The organism is Streptomyces sp. NPDC058579 (genome assembly GCF_042718575.1).
GTDB lineage: Bacteria > Actinomycetota > Actinomycetes > Streptomycetales > Streptomycetaceae > Streptomyces.
Window position 1 is genome coordinate 14490 of sequence record NZ_JBHXPI010000046.1, and the last position, 18823, is coordinate 33312.

Consider the following 18823-nt stretch of genomic DNA (forward strand, 5'->3'; position numbering starts at 1 on the left):
GACGGGCGGCGGGGGCGCGGTGGGCTCGGCGGGCTCGGGCGCGGGCGCGGGCGAGGCCGTCGGGCCGGAGCTGCGGCGGGTGGCTCGGGTGGTGCTGCTCGATCCCGACGACCGCATCCTCCTCCTGCACGGCTACGAGCCCGACGAACCGGACCTGACCTGGTGGTTCACGCCCGGTGGCGGCCTGGAGGGCGACGAGACCCGCGAGCAGGCGGCCCTGCGCGAGCTGGCCGAGGAGACCGGGATCACGGACGTCGAACTCGGACCGGTCCTGTGGCAGCGGATCTGCTCCTTCCCGTTCGACGGGCGGCGCTGGGACCAGGACGAGTGGTACTACCTGGCGCGAACGAGCCAGACCGTGACCGCCCCCGGCGGCCTCACCGAGCTGGAGGAACGCAGTGTCGCGGGGCTGAGGTGGTGGACCTCCGCCGAACTGTCGGCGGCGCGTGAGACGGTGTACCCGACCAGACTCGCCGAGCTACTGAACCGGCTGCTCGACGAGGGACCGCCGAGTGCGCCGCTGGTGCTCGCCACGGAAATCGCTTAACGGTGCGAGCGGCTGGCGCACAATAGGTGGACGCACGGCTGAAGGGGAACATGCCATGAGCGCCGAGGACCTCGAGAAGTACGAGACCGAGATGGAGCTGAAGCTCTACCGGGAGTACCGCGATGTCGTCGGGCTGTTCAAATACGTGATCGAGACCGAGCGTCGGTTCTACCTCACCAATGACTACGAGATGCAGGTGCACTCGGTCCAGGGCGAGGTGTTCTTCGAGGTGTCCATGGCCGATGCCTGGGTCTGGGACATGTATCGGCCGGCCAGGTTCGTCAAGCAGGTCCGGGTGCTCACGTTCAAGGACGTGAACATCGAGGAGCTCAACAAGAGCGACCTGGAGCTTCCCGGCAGCTGAAACCACCCGCAGGGGTGACGGGGTTCTCCACAGGCCGGTGGTTGTCCACCGGCCCGCACACGGAACGTCGCGAAGCGTCACAGTCGGTGCCGGAGGTGGTACCGAATGAACGCAACGAGCGCTCTTGGCCAGTACGGAGAACAGCTGGCGGTCCGCAGGCTCACGGCGGCCGGGATGGTCATCCTCGCGCGGAACTGGCGCTGCGGACGGACCGGAGAGATCGACATCGTCGCCCGCGACGGGGACGCCGTCGTCGTGTGCGAGGTGAAGACCCGGCGGGCCGGTGCCTTCGAGCACCCCATGGCCGCCGTCACGCCGGTCAAGGCCGACCGGCTCAAACGGCTCGCTGCCTGCTGGCTCGACCGCCACGGCGGATCACCGCCCGACGGCGGCATCCGCATCGACCTCGTCGGCGTCGTCCTGCCCCGCAGGGGCGCCCCGGTCGTCACCCACGCCCAGGGGGTGGCCTGAGATGGGATTCGCCCGCACCTGCTCCGTCGCCCTCGTCGGCGTCGAGGGCGTCGTCGTCGAGGTCCAGGCCGACCTGGAGGCCGGCGTCGCCGCCTTCACCCTGGTCGGACTCCCGGACAAGAGCCTCACCGAGAGCCGCGACCGCGTCCGCGCCGCCATCGTCAATTCGGGCGCCGAGTGGCCCCAGAAGAAACTGACCGTCGGCCTCAGCCCCGCGTCCGTCCCCAAGGGCGGCTCGGGCTTCGACTTGGCCGTCGCTGCTGCCGTGCTCGGTGCCGCCGAGCGGATCGATCCCCGGGGGATCGCCGACCTCGTCCTGATCGGCGAACTCGGGCTCGACGGGCGCGTCCGGCCCGTGCGGGGCGTCCTGCCCGCCGTCCTCGCCGCCGCCGAAGCCGGCTACAGCCAGGTCGTCGTCCCCGAGCAGACGGCGGGCGAGGCCTCCCTCGTCCCCGGGGTCTCCGTCCTCGGCGTCCGTAGCCTGCGCCAGCTCATCGCCGTGCTCTCCGACGAACCGGTCCCCGAGGAGGAGCCCGCCGAGGCGGGCCGCCCGGACGCCATGCTCGCCGGGCTCCTCGTCCCCGGCGCGGGCGTCGGCACCGGCCTCACCGCCGACCTCCTCGACGGACCGGACCTCGCCGACGTCGCCGGTCAGCACGGGGCGCGCCGCGCCCTGGAGGTCGCCGCCGCCGGCAGCCACCACCTGCTGCTCTCCGGGCCACCCGGAGCCGGAAAAACCATGCTTGCCGAAAGGCTCCCCGGCATCCTGCCCCCGCTCACCCGTCAGGAGTCCCTCGAAGTCACCGCCATCCACTCTGTGGCCGGCATCCTCCCGCCCGGCGAACCCCTCGTCCGCCGCGCCCCCTACTGCGCGCCCCACCACTCCGCGACCATGCAGTCCCTCGTCGGCGGCGGCAACGGACTCCCGCGCCCGGGTGCCGTGTCCCTGGCTCATCGAGGCATTCTCTTTCTGGACGAAGCGCCCGAATTCTCCGGAAAGGCGCTCGATGCCCTGCGTCAGCCGCTGGAGTCCGGGCACGTGGTCATCGCCCGGGCCGCCGGGGTCGTCCGGCTCCCCGCGCGGTTCCTCCTGGCGCTCGCCGCCAACCCCTGCCCGTGCGGGCGGCACACCCTGCACGGCGCGGGGTGCGAGTGTCCCGCCTCGCTCATCCGCCGCTACCAGGCGCGGCTCTCCGGCCCGCTCCTCGACCGCGTCGACCTGCGCGTCGAGGTCGAGCCCGTCACCCGCTCCGACCTCCTCGGGCAGGGCGGGCGCGGGGAGTCCACGGCGGCCGTCGCCGACCGCGTCCGTGAGGCACGGGCCCGCGCGGCCGCCCGCCTGACCGGCACCCCCTGGACCGTCAACAGCGAAGTCCCCGGCCATGAACTGCGGACGCGCTTCGCCGTCGCCCCTGGGGCCCTTGCCGCGGCGGAGCGGGACATCGAGCGCGGCATGCTGACCGCGCGCGGCCTCGACCGGGTTCTCCGCGTCGCCTGGACCGTCGCCGATCTCGCGGGCCACGACCGCCCGGACGCCCAGGACGTCGACCTCGCCCTCGAACTGCGGACCGGCATCGCCCGGGGCGTACCGGTGGGAGCGGGGGAGCGCGCATGATCACGTACGAGGAACGGCTGGCCCGGGCCGCGCTCACCCAGGTCGTCGAGCCCGGTGACGTCCACGCCGGCCGGTGGCTCCGGCAGTACGGAGCCGAGGGCTTCCTCCAGCGGCTGAGGGACCAGGCCGACGACCCGGACGCGTTCGCCGGCACCGGGGCGAAACGGGTCGCAGGGTGGCGGCGGAGGGCCGCGAGCGCCGAGCCGCAGCGGGATCTCGACACCATCGGCCGGCAGGGCGGCCGGCTCGTCGTCCCCGGCGACATCGAATGGCCCCGGCAGCTCGACGACCTCGGCGACACCCGTCCCGTCGGCCTCTGGGCCCGGGGCCCCGCCGACCTGCGGACCTGGGCGCTGCGCTCCGTCGCCGTCGTCGGCGCCCGGGCCTGCACCCCGTACGGCGCGCACATGGCCACCACGCTCGCCTCCGGGCTCGCCGAGGAGGGCTGGGTCGTCGTTTCGGGCGCCGCGTTCGGGATCGACGGCGCCGCTCACAGAGGTGCCCTCGCCGCCCGTGGCGCCACCGTCGCCGTGCTGGCCTGCGGCGTCGACATCCCCTATCCGCGCGGCCACGCCGAACTCATCGGGCGCGTCGCGGAACAGGGGCTCGTCATCGGGGAGTTGCCGCCCGGCAGCCACCCGACGCCCAGCAGGTTCATCCTCCGGAACCGTGTCATCGCCGCCCTGACCCGAGGCACGGTCGTCGTGGAGGCCGAGTACCGCAGCGGCTCCCTCGTCACCGCCCGCGCCGCCGCCCGCCTAGGCCGGCACACCATGGGCGTGCCCGGCCCCGTCACCAGCGGGCTCTCCGCCGGTGTCCACGAACTCCTGCGCGGCGAGGCGACCCTCGTCACCGAGGCCGCCGAAGTGATCGAACTCGTCGGAGACATGGGCCAACTCGCCCCCGCCCGGCGGGGCCCGGTCCTGGCGAGAGACCTCCTGGCCCAGGACGCCTCCCGCGTCCTCGAAGCGATGCCCGCGGGCCGCGCCACCTGTGTGAGTGAGATCGCGGACCGGTCAGGCGCCACCCCCGACGACACCCTCGTCAGACTGTACGAACTGCACTCCCTGGGGTTCGTCGAACGGCAAGGCGACGACTGGCGGTTGACGAACACCCCCACGGAAGGGGCGAATGCGCGGCGAGGCGGTACTTGACCTGGAGCATTCGGGTGAAATGGTGAGGGTGATGAACAACCCAGCTGTCTCGGCCGCACCCGAGGGGCCGACACGCGCCACGGCCCGGGTTCGAAGATGTGGCCGAGGACGTCCACCCGGAGCGGTGCGATCCGCAGAGGTTCGCAGACCGCGACCGTCCAGTCACGCTACGCTCGCAAGGGTTCCCCGACGGACATCCGTCCCGACAAACCCGCCAGCAGAACGGCTCAAGGCAACGCATGCCCCAGCACACCTCCGGGTCTGACCGCGCTGCGGTGCCCCCAGCAGCCCGGGGCACCGTGCGACCGCCCGCGCCGACATCGCTCGACGAACTGTGGCGGTCCTACAAGGACACGGGCGACGAGCGACTGCGCGAGCAGCTGATCCTGCACTACTCCCCGCTCGTGAAGTACGTCGCCGGCCGCGTCAGCGTGGGCCTGCCGTCCAATGTGGAACAGGCCGACTTCGTCTCCTCCGGCGTCTTCGGGCTGATCGACGCCATCGAGAAGTTCGACGTCGAGCGGTCGATCAAGTTCGAGACCTACGCGATCACCCGGATCCGGGGCGCGATGATCGACGAACTCCGCGCCCTCGACTGGATCCCCCGCTCGGTGCGGCAGAAGGCGCGCAATGTCGAGCGCGCGTACGCCACGCTGGAGGCCAAGTTCCGGCGCACCCCGAGCGAGGGTGAGGTCGCGGCGGAGATGGGCATCGGCCTGGAGGAACTGCACGCGGTTTTCAGCCAGTTGTCCCTGGCGAACGTGGTCGCCCTCGAGGAGCTGCTGCACGTCGGCGGCGAGGGCGGCGACCGGCTGTCGCTGATGGACACCCTGGAGGACACCGCCGCCGACAACCCGGTCGAGGTCGCCGAGGACCGCGAGCTGCGGAGGCTGCTCGCCCGCGCCATCAACACCCTCCCCGAGCGGGAGAAGACCGTCGTCACGCTCTACTACTACGAGGGCCTCACCCTCGCCGAGATCGGCAATGTCCTCGGGGTCACCGAGAGCCGCGTCAGCCAGATCCACACCAAGTCGGTCCTGCAGCTGCGCGCCAAGCTGGCCGATGTGGGGCGCTGACCGAGAGCGCCCAGTCGTATGGTGGAGCCGTGCCAAGGATTCGAGCGGCCTCGGTGGCCGAGCACCGGACGATGCAGCGCGGCGCCCTGCTGGACGCCGCGCGTTCCCTGCTGTCCGAGGGCGGTACGGAGGCGCTGACCTTCCCCGCCCTCGCCGAGCGCACGGGCCTGGCCCGTTCCTCGGTGTACGAGTACTTCCGGTCGCGCGCGGCCGTGGTCGAGGAGCTGTGCGCCGTCGACTTCCCCGTCTGGGCGGCCGAGGTCGAGACGGCGATGGCCCGCGCCGACACGCCTGAGGGCAAGGTCGAGGCGTATGTGCGCAAGCAGCTGGAGCTCGTGGGGGACCGGCGCCACCGGGCGGTCGTCGCGATCTCCGCGAGCGAGCTCGACCAGGGCGCCCGCGAGAAGATCCGCGCGGCCCACGGCGGCCTCGTCACCATGATCGTCGAGGCCCTCGACGACCTGGGTCAGCCCCAGCCCCGCCTCGGCGCCATGCTCCTCCAGGGCGTCGTGGACGCCGCCGTCCGCCGTATCGAACTGGGCGCGGCCGAAGACCCGGACACCGTCGCCGAGGCCGCCGTCTCCATGGCCCTGCGCGGCGTCAGCGGCTGACCCCCGCCACCGGCAGCAGCCTCGACGGACCCTGGCGCAGCAGGAGCAAGGGGTTCAGGTACGTGTCGCCCCGCAGCAGGCCCCAGTGCAGGCAGGACTCCGGGCAGTGGGCCGCCCCGGCCGCCCCTGCCGCTCCGGGGGACCCGGCCCCGCCGGCCGGTCGGGGCGCGAGGGTGGCCACCGGGTCACCCCGGGTGACCGTCGTGCCCGCCGTGACCAGGGGCTCAACCGGTTCGTAGGTGGTGCGCAGGGGCGGGTCTCCGGTGCCCGGCAGCGTGATGGTGAGGACGCCCCGGCCGGCCACGCGGCCCGCGAACGTGACCACGCCCGACGCCGCCGCGCGGACCGGGGCGCCCACCGGGGCCGCCAGGTCGAGACCGCGGTGACCGGCCGCGTACGGACCGGCCGGAGGCTCCCAGCCGCGCACGACCTCCGGGCGCGGCGGGCCGAGCGGCCAGGTCAGGGCCACGGGCGGCACGCTCGGGGACCCCATCGGCACGTTCGGGGGCCACAGCAGGGCCAGAGCGAGAAGCAGTGTCGTCAGATGCATGGCGACACCGTCCCGCACCCGCCCCATTTCCTGCCGATCATGGTCGGTAGCTGTGGACAACCGGCTGGTTGTGGACAGCGCCGTCACCCGGCACCCCCGAGGTCCCGTACACTTCCTATGGCGATCCGGGTCACCGGGTCGACTTCGCACGCCCCGCCACACAGCCCTCACCGGCCGTGGCAGCGCCTTTTCGGTCCCTCGTGGCACGGCGCGTCGGGGCGTCAGGACATAACCGAGAAACACAAGGAGATACGGCCATGGCCGTCGTCACGATGCGGGAGCTGCTGGAAAGCGGCGTCCACTTCGGTCACCAGACCCGTCGTTGGAACCCGAAGATGAAGCGCTTCATCTTCACGGAGCGCAACGGCATCTACATCATCGACCTGCTCCAGTCGCTGTCGTACATCGACCGCGCCTACGAGTTCGTCAAGGAGACCGTCGCCCACGGCGGCTCCATCATGTTCGTCGGTACGAAGAAGCAGGCCCAGGAGGCCATCGCCGAGCAGGCGACGCGCGTCGGCATGCCGTACGTCAACCAGCGTTGGCTCGGTGGCATGCTCACCAACTTCTCCACCGTCTACAAGCGTCTGCAGCGCCTCAAGGAGCTCGAGCAGATCGACTTCGAGGATGTGGCCGCGTCCGGCCTCACCAAGAAGGAGCTCCTGGTCCTCTCCCGCGAGAAGGCCAAGCTGGAGAAGACCCTCGGTGGTATCCGCGAGATGTCCAAGGTGCCCAGCGCCGTCTGGATCGTGGACACCAAGAAGGAGCACATCGCCGTCGGTGAGGCGCGCAAGCTCCGCATCCCGGTCGTCGCGATCCTCGACACCAACTGCGACCCCGACGAGGTCGACTACAAGATCCCGGGCAACGACGACGCGATCCGCTCCGTCACCCTGCTCACCCGCGTGATCGCCGACGCCGTCGCCGAGGGCCTCATCGCCCGCTCCGGCGCTGCGACCGGCGACTCGAAGCCGGGCGAGAAGGCCGCTGCCGAGCCGCTCGCCGAGTGGGAGCGCGACCTGCTCGAGGGTGAGAAGAAGGCTGACGAGGCCGAGGTCCAGACCTCCGCCGAGACCGAGAAGGTCGCCGACGCCGAGGCCACCGAGGTTGTCGAGGCCGTCGAGGCCGCTGAGACCCCGGCCGCCGAGGCCCCGGCCGCCGAGGCCGAGCAGGCCTGACCCACGGCCTGACCGCACAGGTCAGGTCCGGTTGGTTGTTTCGGATGTCGACGGCGGGGGCCCACAAAGCCCCCGCCGTCCACCCGTAGATCTTTCAGACTTCGAGAGAGAACTCAGACTCATGGCGAACTACACCGCCGCTGACGTCAAGAAGCTCCGTGAGCTCACCGGCGCCGGCATGATGGACTGCAAGAAGGCCCTGGACGAGGCCGACGGCAACGTCGACAAGGCCGTCGAGGCCCTGCGCATCAAGGGCCAGAAGGGCGTCGCCAAGCGCGAGGGCCGCTCTGCCGAGAACGGCGCCGTCGTCTCCCTCATCGCCGACGACAACACCTCCGGTGTCCTCGTCGAGCTGAAGTGCGAGACGGACTTCGTCGCCAAGGGTGAGAAGTTCCAGGCCGTCGCCGCCCAGCTGGCCGCGCACGTCGCCGCCTCCTCCCCGGCCGACCTGGAGGCGCTGCTCGCCTCCGAGATCGAGGCCGGCAAGACCGTCCAGGCGTTCGTGGACGAGGCCAACGCCAACCTCGGCGAGAAGATCGTCCTCGACCGCTTCGCGCAGTACGCCGACGGCTCCGTCTACGCGTACATGCACCGCACGATGCCCGACCTGCCCCCGCAGATCGGTGTCCTCGTCGAGCTCGACAAGCCGAACGCCGAGATCGCCAAGGGCGTCGCGCAGCACATCGCCGCCTTCGCGCCGAAGTACCTCACCCGTGAGGACGTCCCGGCCGAGGTCGTCGAGACCGAGCGTCGCGTCGCCGAGCAGACCACCCGCGAGGAGGGCAAGCCCGAGGCTGCCATCCCGAAGATCGTCGAGGGTCGCGTCAACGGCTTCTTCAAGGACGCCACGCTGCTCGGCCAGGCGTACGCGCTCGACAACAAGAAGTCCGTCGAGCAGATCCTGAAGGAAGCCGGCGTCACCCTGAAGCGCTTCACGCGCATCAAGGTCGGCATCTGAGTCCGTACGCGACGGACACCGGACCCCGGTAGGGTCTGAAGCAGTCGTCCGCGCTCGCGCAGGACGACCGCAGATCTGACGAGGAGGCCATTGCCGTACGGGAAACCGCAAGGACCCACCGGCAATGGCCTTCGTCGTATGTGCACGAGGAGATCTCCATGAACCAGTCCGCCGCACAGGGCGACGACATCCACGGCAAAAAGGCCGGCCGCTTCATGCTGAAGCTGTCCGGCGAGGCATTCGCCGGAGGCGGCGCGCTCGGCGTCGACCCCGACGTCGTGCACAAAATCGCACGCGAGATCGCCGCAGTCGTCCGCGACGGAGCGGAGATCGCGATCGTGATCGGCGGCGGCAACTTCTTCCGCGGCGCCGAACTGCAGGTACGCGGCATGGACCGGGCCCGCTCCGACTACATGGGCATGCTCGGCACCGTCATGAACTGCCTCGCCCTCCAGGACTTCCTGGAGAAGGAGGGCATCGACTCCCGCGTCCAGACCGCCATCACCATGGGTCAGGTCGCGGAGCCGTACATCCCGCTGCGGGCCGTGCGCCACCTGGAGAAGGGCCGCGTGGTCATCTTCGGCGCCGGCATGGGCATGCCGTACTTCTCCACCGACACCACGGCCGCCCAGCGCGCCCTGGAGATCGACGCCGAGGCCCTGCTCATGGGCAAGAACGGCGTGGACGGGGTCTACGACTCCGACCCGAAGACCAACCCCGACGCGGTCAAGTTCGACGCGCTGGAGTACGGCGAGGTGCTCTCCCGCGACCTCAAGGTCGCCGACGCCACCGCCATCACCCTGTGCCGGGACAACAATCTCCCCATCCTCGTCTTCGAACTGCTCGCCGAGGGCAATATCGCGCGCGCGGTGAAGGGTGAGAAGATCGGCACTCTCGTGAGCGACCAGGGCACCCGGGCCTGAGCCTCGGCTCGAACCGGGTACCTCCCCGCGAGGGGATGGACAGAGCCCTGCCGGTCGCAAACCGTGCAGGACAAGACGCGACGACACGCAGGAGCAAGTGGTGATCGAAGAGACCCTCCTCGAGGCCGAGGAGAAGATGGAGAAGGCCGTCGTGGTCGCCAAGGAGGACTTCGCCGCGATCCGCACCGGGCGTGCGCACCCGGCGATGTTCAACAAGATCGTGGCCGACTACTACGGTGCGATCACGCCGATCAATCAGCTGGCGTCGTTCTCGGTTCCCGAGCCGCGCATGGCTGTCGTGACCCCGTTCGACAAGAGCGCGCTGCGCAACATCGAGCAGGCGATCCGCGACTCCGACCTCGGCGTCAACCCGAGCAACGACGGCAACATCATCCGTGTGGTGTTCCCCGAGCTGACGGAGGAGCGCCGCCGCGAGTACATCAAGGTGGCCAAGGGCAAGGCCGAGGACTCCAAGATCTCCATCCGCGCCGTCCGCCGCAAGGCCAAGGAGACCATCGACAAGCTGGTCAAGGACGGCGAGGTCGGCGAGGACGAGGGCCGGCGCGCGGAGAAGGAGCTCGACGACACCACGGCGAAGTACGTTTCGCAGGTGGACGAGCTGCTGAAGCACAAGGAAGCCGAGCTGCTCGAGGTCTGATGAACGACTCTTCCTGGGGGGCCCCGGCCGGTTCCGGCTACTGGGGGCCCGACCAGGGGCCTGCCCCGGCGGGTCCCGCATACGATGGGCTGCGGGCGGCGCAGACTCGGCCCATGCCCATCGTGCCCGACGTCCCCGCCGGCGATCACCAGGACGACCACGACCGGGGGGCCGCTCAGCCGAGTGGTCCCCTGTTCCGTGACGAGACGCCGAACGAGCACCCGCAGGAGCCCATGTCCAGCCCGAATCGGCCCGCTTCCCCGCAGAAGAAGAGCGCGGGGCGCGACCTGGGCGCGGCCATAGGAGTCGGGGTCGGGCTCGGCGCCGTCATCGTCGCGTCCCTTTTCATCTGGAAGGCCGCGTTCGTCGGCGTCATAGCGGTCGCCGTCGTCGTCGGTCTGTGGGAGCTCACCTCCCGACTCCAGGAGCGCAAGGGCATCAAGGCTCCGCTCGTCCCGCTGGCGGTCGGTGGCGCGGCGATGGTCGTGGCCGGCTATGTCCGCGGGGCGGAGGGGGCCTGGGTCGCCATGGCCCTGACCGCCCTCGCGGTCCTCGTGTGGCGCATGACGGAGCCGCCCGAGGGCTATCTGAAGGACGTCACGGCGGGCGTCTTCGCCGCGTTCTACGTGCCGTTCCTGGCGACGTTCGTGGCGCTGATGCTCACGGCCGACGACGGTGCGGAGCGGGTCCTCACGTTCCTGCTGCTCACGGTCGTCAGCGACACCGGCGCGTACGCGATCGGCTGGCGCTTCGGCAAGCACAAGCTGGCACCGCGGATCAGCCCCGGCAAGACCCGCGAGGGCCTGCTCGGGGCGGTGACGTTCGCGATGGCGGCGGGCGCGCTGTGCATGGAGTTCCTGATCGACGACGGCTCGTGGTGGCAGGGCCTGGTGCTCGGCCTCGCGGTGGCGGCGAGCGCGACGCTCGGCGACCTCGGCGAGTCGATGATCAAGCGCGACCTCGGCATCAAGGACATGGGCACGCTGCTGCCGGGCCATGGCGGCATCATGGACCGGCTGGACTCCTTGCTGCCTACGGCTCCGGTGGTCTGGCTGCTGCTCGTCGTCTTCGTCGGCACCACCTGACCTGCGAATCTGTGGGTGAAGGGCCCGTTGTCCACAGACTGCGGGCCCTTCCCCGTTCCTCTGCGACACTGGTAGGACCATGCCGAAGCCCGGAGAACTCACTTTCGTCGCGCCCCGCGGAGCCAAGAAGCCGCCGCGGCACCTCGCCGACCTCACGCCCGCCGAGCGCAAGGAAGCCGTCGCCGCGATCGGCGAGAAGCCGTTCCGCGCCAAGCAGCTGTCCACGCACTACTTCGCGCGGTACGCCCACGACCCCGCCGAGTGGACCGACATCCCCGCCGGCTCCCGCGAGAAGCTGCAGGGGGAGCTGCTGCCCGACCTGATGTCGGTGGTCCGGCACATCTCGTGCGACGACGACACCACCCGTAAGACCCTGTGGAAGCTGCACGACGGCACGCTCGTCGAGTCCGTGCTCATGCGGTACCCGGACCGGGTCACCATGTGCATCTCCTCGCAGGCCGGCTGCGGGATGAACTGTCCGTTCTGCGCCACCGGTCAGGCCGGGCTCGACCGGAACCTGTCGACCGCAGAGATCGTGCACCAGATCGTCGACGGGATGCGCGCCCTGCGTGACGGTGAAGTGCCCGGTGGGCCCGCGCGGCTCAGCAACATCGTGTTCATGGGCATGGGCGAGCCGCTCGCCAACTACAAGCGGGTCGTCGGTGCCGTCCGGCGGCTGACCGACCCCGAGCCGGACGGGCTCGGGCTTTCGCAGCGCGGGATCACCGTCTCCACCGTGGGCCTCGTGCCCGCGATGCTGCGCTTCGCCGACGAGGGCTTCAAGTGCCGGCTGGCCGTATCGCTGCACGCCCCCGACGACGAGCTGCGCGACACCCTCGTGCCCGTCAACACCCGCTGGAAGGTCCGCGAGGTCCTCGACGCCGCGTGGGAGTACGCCGAGAAGTCCGGCCGCCGGATCTCCATCGAGTACGCCCTGATCCGCGACATCAACGACCAGGCCTGGCGGGGCGACCTGCTCGGGCGGCTGCTCAAGGGCAAGCGGGTACATGTCAATCTCATTCCGCTGAACCCGACGCCCGGGTCTAAGTGGACCGCGTCCCGGCCCGAGGACGAGAAGGCCTTCGTCGAGGCCATCGCCGCCCACGGCGTTCCCGTCACCGTCCGTGACACCCGCGGGCAGGAGATCGACGGTGCCTGTGGACAGCTGGCGGCCTCGGAGCGCTGACCTTGTAGTCTGTGCTCGAACACATCTCCATATTCCGACAGGGGAGCGCCACAGCGCTGAGAGTGCGGTCATCGGACCGCAGACCCTCTGAACCTCGCCCAGGTCATTCTGGGTAGGAAGTTCGGTCGCAACTCAAGCTGTTGCGCCCTGCCCATCTCCCGGTGGGCAGGGCCGCGTCTCTTCCTGGTCACACCCAGGAGGAATTTCAGTGAGCACCAAGAAGATGGTCGCCACGGCGATCGCCGCAGCGCTGGGCGTCACCACGCTCGCCGCGTGCGGCACCGAGGACATCAGGGACGCGGCGGGCAAGAGCGGTGAGCCCAGGCCGAAGACCGTGACCCTCGTGAGTCACGACTCCTTCAACGCCTCCAAGGAGGTCCTGGCGGAGTTCACCAAGCAGACCGGCTTCACCGTCAAGGTCCTCAAGAGCGGTGACGCGGGCGTCGCCGTCAACAAGGAGATCCTGACCAAGGGCTCCCCGCAGGGAGACGTCTTCTTCGGCGTCGACAACACCCTGCTCTCCCGCGCGCTCGACAACGGGATCTTCGTCCCGTACGAGGCGAAGGGTCTCGACCTGGTGCTGCCCGAGACGAAGCTCGACAAGGAGCACCGGGTCACCCCGGTCGACACGGGCGACATCTGCGTCAACTACGACAAGAAGTACTTCGCCGACAAGAAGCTCGCGCCCCCGCAGACCTTCGACGACCTGGCCAAGCCGGAGTACAAGAACCTGCTCGTGGTCGAGAACCCCGAGAAGTCCTCCCCGGGCCTCGGCTTCCTGCTCGGCACCGCCGCGCGGTACGGCGACGACGGCTGGCAGGACTACTGGACGAAGCTCAAGGCCAACGGCGTGAAGACCGTCGACAGCTGGGAGCTCGCCTACAACCAGGAGTTCTCCGGCTCTGCCGGCGGCAAGCAGGCCAAGGGAGACCGCCCGCTGGTCGTCTCGTACGCCTCCAGCCCGCCGGTCGAGGTCCTCTACTCCGAGCCGCAGCCGAAGGACGCCCCGACCGGGGTCTCCACCGGCACCTGCTTCCGGCAGGTCGAGTTCGCCGGTCTGCTGAACGGGGCGAAGAACCCCGAGGGCGGCAAGGCGCTGATCGACTTCCTGATCTCCAAGAAGTTCCAGGACGACATGCCGCTGCAGATGTTCGTCAACCCGGTGACCGAGGGCGCGCAGCTGCCCGAGCTGTTCACCAAGCACGGTGTGGTGATCGACAAGCCGCAGACCATGGCGCCGGAGAAGATCGCCGAGAAGCGTGACCAGTGGATCCAGTCGTGGTCCTCGACCGTTCTGAAGTAGTTCCCGACCGCCGGGGAAGCGCGGCGCGGCTCGGCCTGATGGTCGTGCCCGTCGCGTTCTTCGCGCTCTTCTTCGCGTGGCCCGTCGCCTCGATCGTCGAGCGCGGGCTGCGGGTCGACGGGGCGTGGGAGTTCGGCCGGTTCGGCGAGACGCTGACCCGGCCGGAGATCCTCGACGTCCTCTGGTTCACCCTCTGGCAGGCGCTCGCCTCCACCGCGCTGACCCTGCTGATCGCGCTGCCCGGCGCGTACGTCTTCGCGCGCTTCGAGTTCCCCGGCAAGGGACTGCTGCGCGCCGTCGTCACCGTGCCCTTCGTGATGCCGACCGTCATGGTCGGCACGGCGTTCCTCGCGCTCGTCGGCCGCGGCGGGCTCCTCGACGAGCTGTGGGGCGTCCGCCTGGACACCACCGTCTGGGCCATCCTCCTCGCGCACGTCTTCTTCAACTACGCCGTCGTCGTCCGGACCGTCGGCGGCCTGTGGGCGCAGCTCGACCCCCGCCAGGAGGAGGCCGCCCGCGTGCTCGGCGCCTCCCGGTTCCGTGCGTGGCGGACGGTGACGCTCCCCGCGCTCGCCCCCGCCGTCGCCGCGGCCGCGCTGATGGTCTTCCTCTTCACCGCCGGCTCCTTCGCCGTCGTCCAGATCCTCGGCGGGCCGGCGTACTCCACCCTGGAGACGGAGATCTACCGGCAGACGGTCGACCGCTTCGACCTGACGACGGCCGCCGTCCTCACCATCGTCCAGTTCGTGGCCGTCGGCGTCGTCCTCGCCGTGCACGCCCGGACGGTACGGCGGCGGGAGACGGCCCTGAAGCTCGTACCGCCCGAGCAGACCGCGCACCGGCCCCGAGGGATCGGCGCGTGGGCGCTCTTCGCGGGCGTCCTCGTCTCGATCGTGCTGCTGCTCGTGCTGCCGCTCGCCGTGCTGATCGAGCGGTCCTTCGCCACCCCCGACGGGTACGGGCTCGACTACTACCGGGCCCTCCAGTCCGTCGACCCCTCCGGCACCTTCCTCGTGCCCATGGTCGACACGATCGGGAACTCGCTGCGGTACGCCGTCGTCGCCACCGCCCTCGCCCTGCTCATCGGCGGACTCGCGGCCGCCGCCCTGACCCGCCGGGCGGGACGGCTGGTGCGCGGCTTCGACGCGCTGCTGATGCTGCCCCTCGGGGTGTCGGCGGTCACGGTCGGCTTCGGCTTCCTGATCACCCTGGACGAGCCGCCGTTCGACCTGCGGGCCAGCTGGATCCTCGTCCCGCTCGCGCAGGCCCTGGTCGGCGTCCCCTTCGTCGTACGGACGATGCTGCCCGTGCTGCGCGCGGTGGACGAGCGGCTGCGGGAGGCCGCGGCCGTGCTCGGGGCCTCGCCGCTGCGGGCCTGGCGCGAGGTCGACCTGCCGCTGGTGCGGCGGGCGGTGCTCATCGCGGCCGGGTTCGCCTTCGCCGTCTCGCTGGGCGAGTTCGGCGCGACCGTCTTCATCGCCCGGCCCGACAACCCGACGCTGCCCGTCGCCGTCGCCCGGCTGCTCGGCCGGCCAGGTGAGCTCAACTACGGCCAGGCCATGGCCCTTTCGACGATTCTGATGGTGGTGTGCGCGGTGTCCCTGCTCCTCCTGGAACGGCTCCGAGCCGACCGGACCACCTCCGGCTCCGGGGAGTTCTGATGCTGCGCTTCGAGGACGTGACCGTACGGTTCGGGGAACGGGCCGTGCTCGACTCCGTGGACCTGGCGGTGGCCGACCACGAGATCGTGTGCGTGCTCGGCCCGAGCGGCAGCGGCAAGTCCACGCTGCTGCGGGCCGTCGCAGGACTCCAGGCGCTCGACGGCGGGCGGGTCCGGCTCGACGGCGCGGACCAGGCGGGCGTGCCCGTGCACCGGCGCGGGGTCGGCCTGATGTTCCAGGACCACCAGCTCTTCCCGCAGCGGGATGTCGGCTCCAACGTCGCCTTCGGGCTGCGGATGCGGGGCGTGTCCAAGGCCGAACAGGACGAACGCGTACGGGAGTTGCTGGAGCTCGTCGGGCTGCCAGGGGCCGCGCGCCGGGCCGTCGCCGCGCTCTCCGGCGGCGAGCAGCAGCGCGTGGCGCTCGCCCGCGCGCTCGCGCCCCGGCCCCGGCTGCTGATGCTGGACGAGCCGCTCGGCCAGCTCGACCGCGGCCTGCGGGAACGGCTCGTCGTCGAACTGCGCGCCCTCTTCCGGCAGTTGGGTACGACGGTGCTCGCCGTCACGCACGACCAGGGTGAGGCCTTCGCGCTCGCCGACCGGGTCGTGGTGATGCGCGACGGCCGGATCGCCCAGTCCGGGACGCCCCTGGACGTCTGGCGGCACCCCGCCTCCGCGTTCGTGGCCCGGTTCCTCGGCTTCGACAACATCGTGCCCGGCACGGTGAGCGGCGCCGCCGCCGAGACCGCGTGGGGCAAGATCCCGGTTCCGGACGGCTCGCCCCAGGGCGCGCGGGAGGTCCTGGTCCGCCCGGCGGGCGTCCGGCTCGTGGCCCCGGCGGACGGCCTGACCTGCGCCGTGGAGTCCCGTACGTTCCGGGGCACCCACGTCGCCGTCCTCCTCCGCCCGGCCGAAGGCCCGCCGCTGGAGGCCGAGTGCGCGCTGCGGGATGCCCCGGAGGTGGGGGCTGAGGTGGGGGTGACGTTCGCGGCGGACGAGGTCGTGGTCCTCGCGGGGGACTAGCGGTGGGCTAGCGGGGAGCGCCTGAGCCGGCGGTCTCCCGTGGGGTGGGTGCCGGCTCGTCGTCCGGTTCCGCGCCGTGGGCCTCCGGGGCGCCGAACCAGGCCACCGCGACCGCGCCCGCGACCGCCAGGACGAAGCCGAGGACGGCCAGCCAGGCGAAGCCCGGGCGGGAGGTGTCGCCGAGCCACCACACCCCGATCATCCCGGGGAGCACCGTCTCGCCGACCACGAGCGCCGCCGTCGCCCCGTTGACCGAGCCGATCTGCAGCGCGACGGTGTGCAGGTACATGCCGCCGATGCCGGCGACGAGGATCGCGTACAGCGCCGGGTCGGTGAGGAGCGCGCCGAGGTCGAAGGGGTCGATGCCGTTGAGGATCCGGACGCCCACGCCGAGCGCGCCGAAGCCGAGCCCCGAGAGCAGACCGGCCAGGATCGCCGCCCGCGTGCCGAGGAGGCGTACGAGTACGGTGCCGCCGGCCATCAGGAGCAGCGAGATCGCGAGCAGCCACCAGTGCGTGGCGATCGGGGTGTGCCCGCTGCCCTCGGGGCCCGCGGAGCTCGCCAGCAGCACCAGGGCGGAGCAGACCACGCCGATCGAGGTCCACTCCGCGCGGGTCAGCCGGATGCCGAGCAGCCGGACGCTCAGTACCGCCGTGATGACCAGATTCGCGCTGATCACGGTCTGGGACAGGAAGAGCGGCAGCATCCGGGCGGCGAGCGCGCCGAGGCCGAAGCCGATGAAGTCCAGGACCGTACCGACGACGAACTCCCAGGTCGTCGCCGCCTTCGCGGTCGACGCGAGACTCGGCCCGCCCCGGCCGGTGAACTGTCCGGCGGCGGCCGCCTCGCGCCGCGCGGACTTGCGCGAACCGACGGCCTGGAGGACGGAGCCCGTGCCGTAACAGATCGAGGCGGCGACGGCGGTCAGCAGTCCTATGAGCACGGAGTGGCTCCGTTCCGGGAGGCAGGAGGCGGTACGGACTGCCAGACGTGGGATCGGGCGTCGAAGTTGCTTCCTGCGGCCCGGTGCTTCAGCCCAGGTGGCTCCGGCCCCCGGCGCCCAGGCGGCGGAGTGCCTCCGGGGCCTCGTCGATGGAGTCGACCAGGGCGATCCTCGCCGCCATCGGCCGCTCGGCGGCCAGGGCCTGGAGCAGGGGCCAGGCGGGGAGGCGGTCCGTCCAGTGGGCGCGGTTCACCAGGACCATGGGGGTGGGCTCGCCCCGCGACTCGTAGTAGTTCGGAGTCGAGTTGTCGAAGATCTCCTGCACCGTGCCGGCCGCGCCCGGCAGGAAGATCACTCCCGCGTCGCAGCGGGCGAGCAGGCCGTCCTCGCGGGTGGCGTTGGCGAAGTACTTGGCGATGTGGCCCGCGAAGGGGTTCGGCGGCTCGTGGCCGTAGAACCAGGTGGGGATGCCGACCGAGTCGCCGCCCTTCGGCCAGCGGGAGCGCACCTCGAAGGCGGCGCGTGCCCAGTCGGTGACCGACGGGGTGAAGGAGGGCGCCTTGGCGAGGAGTTCGAGCGCCTCGTCCAGGACGTCGTCGGCGAGCGGGGCGGTGTACGCGCCGAGGTTCGCCGCCTCCATCGCGCCGGGGCCGCCGCCGGTCGCCACGGTCAGCCCGTCGCGGGCCAGCGCGCGGCCGAGCCGGGCCGCACCGGCGTACGCGTCGGTGCCGCGGCCCATCGCGTGGCCGCCCATGACGCCGACGACCGGGGCGCCGACGAGGAGTTCGTCGAGGGCGTCGGAGATCGCGTCGTCGTGGATGGAGCGGAGCATCGACGCGAAGATGTCGCCGTCGGACTTGGTCCGCTGGAACCAGTCGTACGCGAGGAAGTCGGGCGTCGCCTCGTACCCCTCGTCCTCGACGCGGTCGAACAGCTCGTCGGGGGAGTAGAGGTGGGCGCGGTACGGATCGAAGGGCAGATCCGGTACGGGTGGGAAGACGAGGGCCCCGTCCGCGCGGACCTTGGCGGCGGCCTCGGGCTGGAGCTCGCAGCCGAGGAAGACGGCGCCGGTGGTGGAGGTGGCGAGCAGGGCGAACGTGCGGTCGGTGAGGTCCACCGACTGGATGCGGTGGCCTTGGAGGGAGCCGCGGGCGGTGACCTCGTCGAACTCGGCGGGGGTGTGGATTTCGCGTTCCTCGCGGTGGGGCATGGGGCCAGGGTAGGGGTCCCGGGGTGCGGGGTCCTGTCCGGGGCGCCGCGCCCGGGGTGCGGCCGGTTGTGCGGGGCGCCGCGCTCGTGGTGCGGGGCCGGTCGGGGCGGACGCGCCCGCCAGGGCGCCCTCGTCCCGTGTGCCCACCCTCCCCCTAGGGCTTCGCCCTGGGGGGACCCCCACCGCCCTGCGGGACGATTGCCCACACGGGAGGGTGGACGGGGGTGGGTGGGCATCGGGTGGGTGGGGGAATCCCGCGGCGGGGGAGCAACGGGGGGATCCGGCGGGATGGAAGCGAAGGGGCGTGG

The 18823-nt window shown here is 71.3% G+C and carries 19 protein-coding genes and 1 riboswitch; of the genes, 16 read left to right on the forward strand and 3 right to left on the reverse strand.

All coding sequences use genetic code 11. The annotated features are described in order from the left end of the window. The first annotated feature begins 19 nt into the window (after positions 1-19). The 7 genes from ACFWRO_RS31985 (at position 20) to ACFWRO_RS32015 (ending at position 5838) form a co-directional block, all read left to right on the forward strand. Entirely contained in the window at positions 20-547 is a 528-nt protein-coding gene (locus ACFWRO_RS31985; protein WP_384516585.1) for an NUDIX hydrolase, read from the forward strand. A 55-nt stretch (positions 548-602) separates the two neighbouring features. Then, on the forward strand, positions 603-911 hold the full coding sequence (locus tag ACFWRO_RS31990; RefSeq protein WP_005311352.1) for a DUF2469 domain-containing protein: 309 nt from the start codon (positions 603-605) through the stop codon (positions 909-911). A gap of 105 nt (positions 912-1016) precedes the next feature. Beyond that, positions 1017-1382 (forward strand): YraN family protein, encoded by a 366-nt coding sequence (locus tag ACFWRO_RS31995; protein WP_384516508.1) that lies wholly within the window; start codon positions 1017-1019, stop codon positions 1380-1382. A 1-nt stretch (position 1383) separates the two neighbouring features. Next, the gene (locus ACFWRO_RS32000; protein ID WP_384516510.1) at positions 1384-2997 is read left to right on the forward strand and encodes a YifB family Mg chelatase-like AAA ATPase; all 1614 of its coding nucleotides are present in this window, start codon (positions 1384-1386) and stop codon (positions 2995-2997) included. After that, positions 2994-4151: a DNA-processing protein DprA gene (dprA, locus tag ACFWRO_RS32005; RefSeq protein WP_384516512.1), complete on the forward strand. Its 1158-nt coding sequence runs from the start codon at positions 2994-2996 to the stop codon at positions 4149-4151. The genes ACFWRO_RS32000 and dprA overlap by 4 nt, the downstream gene beginning before the upstream one ends. Before the next feature lie 239 nt (positions 4152-4390). Continuing rightward, positions 4391-5227 (forward strand): RNA polymerase sigma factor WhiG, encoded by an 837-nt coding sequence (gene whiG / locus ACFWRO_RS32010; protein ID WP_384516514.1) that lies wholly within the window; start codon positions 4391-4393, stop codon positions 5225-5227. A gap of 53 nt (positions 5228-5280) precedes the next feature. After that, positions 5281-5838 (forward strand): TetR/AcrR family transcriptional regulator, encoded by a 558-nt coding sequence (locus ACFWRO_RS32015; RefSeq protein WP_384516588.1) that lies wholly within the window; start codon positions 5281-5283, stop codon positions 5836-5838. Here the strand turns inward: ACFWRO_RS32015 and ACFWRO_RS32020 are convergent. Further along, positions 5828-6388, reverse strand: a complete 561-nt coding sequence (locus tag ACFWRO_RS32020; RefSeq protein ID WP_384516517.1) for a M23 family metallopeptidase — start codon at positions 6386-6388, stop codon at positions 5828-5830. The genes ACFWRO_RS32015 and ACFWRO_RS32020 overlap by 11 nt on opposite strands. Before the next feature lie 257 nt (positions 6389-6645). Here ACFWRO_RS32020 and rpsB point away from each other — a divergent pair, with 257 nt between their 5' ends. The 9 genes from rpsB (at position 6646) to ACFWRO_RS32065 (ending at position 16362) form a co-directional block, all read left to right on the forward strand. Beyond that, entirely contained in the window at positions 6646-7566 is a 921-nt protein-coding gene (gene rpsB, locus ACFWRO_RS32025) for a 30S ribosomal protein S2 (protein ID WP_384516520.1), read from the forward strand. Positions 7567-7687: 121 nt separating this feature from the next. Continuing rightward, positions 7688-8524, forward strand: a complete 837-nt coding sequence (gene tsf / locus ACFWRO_RS32030; RefSeq protein WP_384516523.1) for a translation elongation factor Ts — start codon at positions 7688-7690, stop codon at positions 8522-8524. A gap of 158 nt (positions 8525-8682) precedes the next feature. After that, positions 8683-9447 (forward strand): UMP kinase, encoded by a 765-nt coding sequence (pyrH, locus tag ACFWRO_RS32035; RefSeq protein WP_384516525.1) that lies wholly within the window; start codon positions 8683-8685, stop codon positions 9445-9447. Between the two features lie 100 nt (positions 9448-9547). Beyond that, positions 9548-10105 carry a ribosome recycling factor gene (frr, locus tag ACFWRO_RS32040; protein WP_384516528.1) on the forward strand — a complete coding sequence of 186 codons (558 nt, stop codon included), beginning with the start codon at positions 9548-9550 and terminating at the stop codon, positions 10103-10105. Beyond that, positions 10105-11190, forward strand: a complete 1086-nt coding sequence (locus tag ACFWRO_RS32045; protein WP_384516531.1) for a phosphatidate cytidylyltransferase — start codon at positions 10105-10107, stop codon at positions 11188-11190. Before frr ends, ACFWRO_RS32045 begins: the two co-directional genes overlap by 1 nt. A 79-nt stretch (positions 11191-11269) precedes the next feature. After that, the gene (gene rlmN / locus ACFWRO_RS32050) at positions 11270-12376 is read left to right on the forward strand and encodes a 23S rRNA (adenine(2503)-C(2))-methyltransferase RlmN (protein WP_384516534.1); all 1107 of its coding nucleotides are present in this window, start codon (positions 11270-11272) and stop codon (positions 12374-12376) included. Between the two features lie 29 nt (positions 12377-12405). Then, a riboswitch (TPP riboswitch) is annotated at positions 12406-12513 on the forward strand. Positions 12514-12599: 86 nt separating this feature from the next. Further along, positions 12600-13679 (forward strand): thiamine ABC transporter substrate binding subunit, encoded by a 1080-nt coding sequence (locus tag ACFWRO_RS32055; RefSeq protein WP_384516591.1) that lies wholly within the window; start codon positions 12600-12602, stop codon positions 13677-13679. 38 nt (positions 13680-13717) lie between these two features. After that, complete coding sequence (locus ACFWRO_RS32060) at positions 13718-15340, forward strand: ABC transporter permease (RefSeq protein WP_384516537.1); 1623 nt, start codon at positions 13718-13720, stop codon at positions 15338-15340. Beyond that, complete coding sequence (locus ACFWRO_RS32065) at positions 15340-16362, forward strand: ABC transporter ATP-binding protein (protein ID WP_384516539.1); 1023 nt, start codon at positions 15340-15342, stop codon at positions 16360-16362. The genes ACFWRO_RS32060 and ACFWRO_RS32065 overlap by 1 nt, the downstream gene beginning before the upstream one ends. Positions 16363-16369: 7 nt before the next feature. Here ACFWRO_RS32065 and ACFWRO_RS32070 read toward each other — a convergent pair whose 3' ends face one another. Both ACFWRO_RS32070 and ACFWRO_RS32075 read right to left on the reverse strand, forming a co-directional pair. Then, positions 16370-17305, reverse strand: coding sequence for a hypothetical protein (locus tag ACFWRO_RS32070; RefSeq protein WP_384516542.1), 936 nt, complete (start codon positions 17303-17305; stop codon positions 16370-16372). Between the two features lie 88 nt (positions 17306-17393). Beyond that, positions 17394-18515, reverse strand: a complete 1122-nt coding sequence (locus ACFWRO_RS32075) for an LOG family protein (RefSeq protein ID WP_384516544.1) — start codon at positions 18513-18515, stop codon at positions 17394-17396. Between the last annotated feature and the right edge of the window lie 308 nt (positions 18516-18823).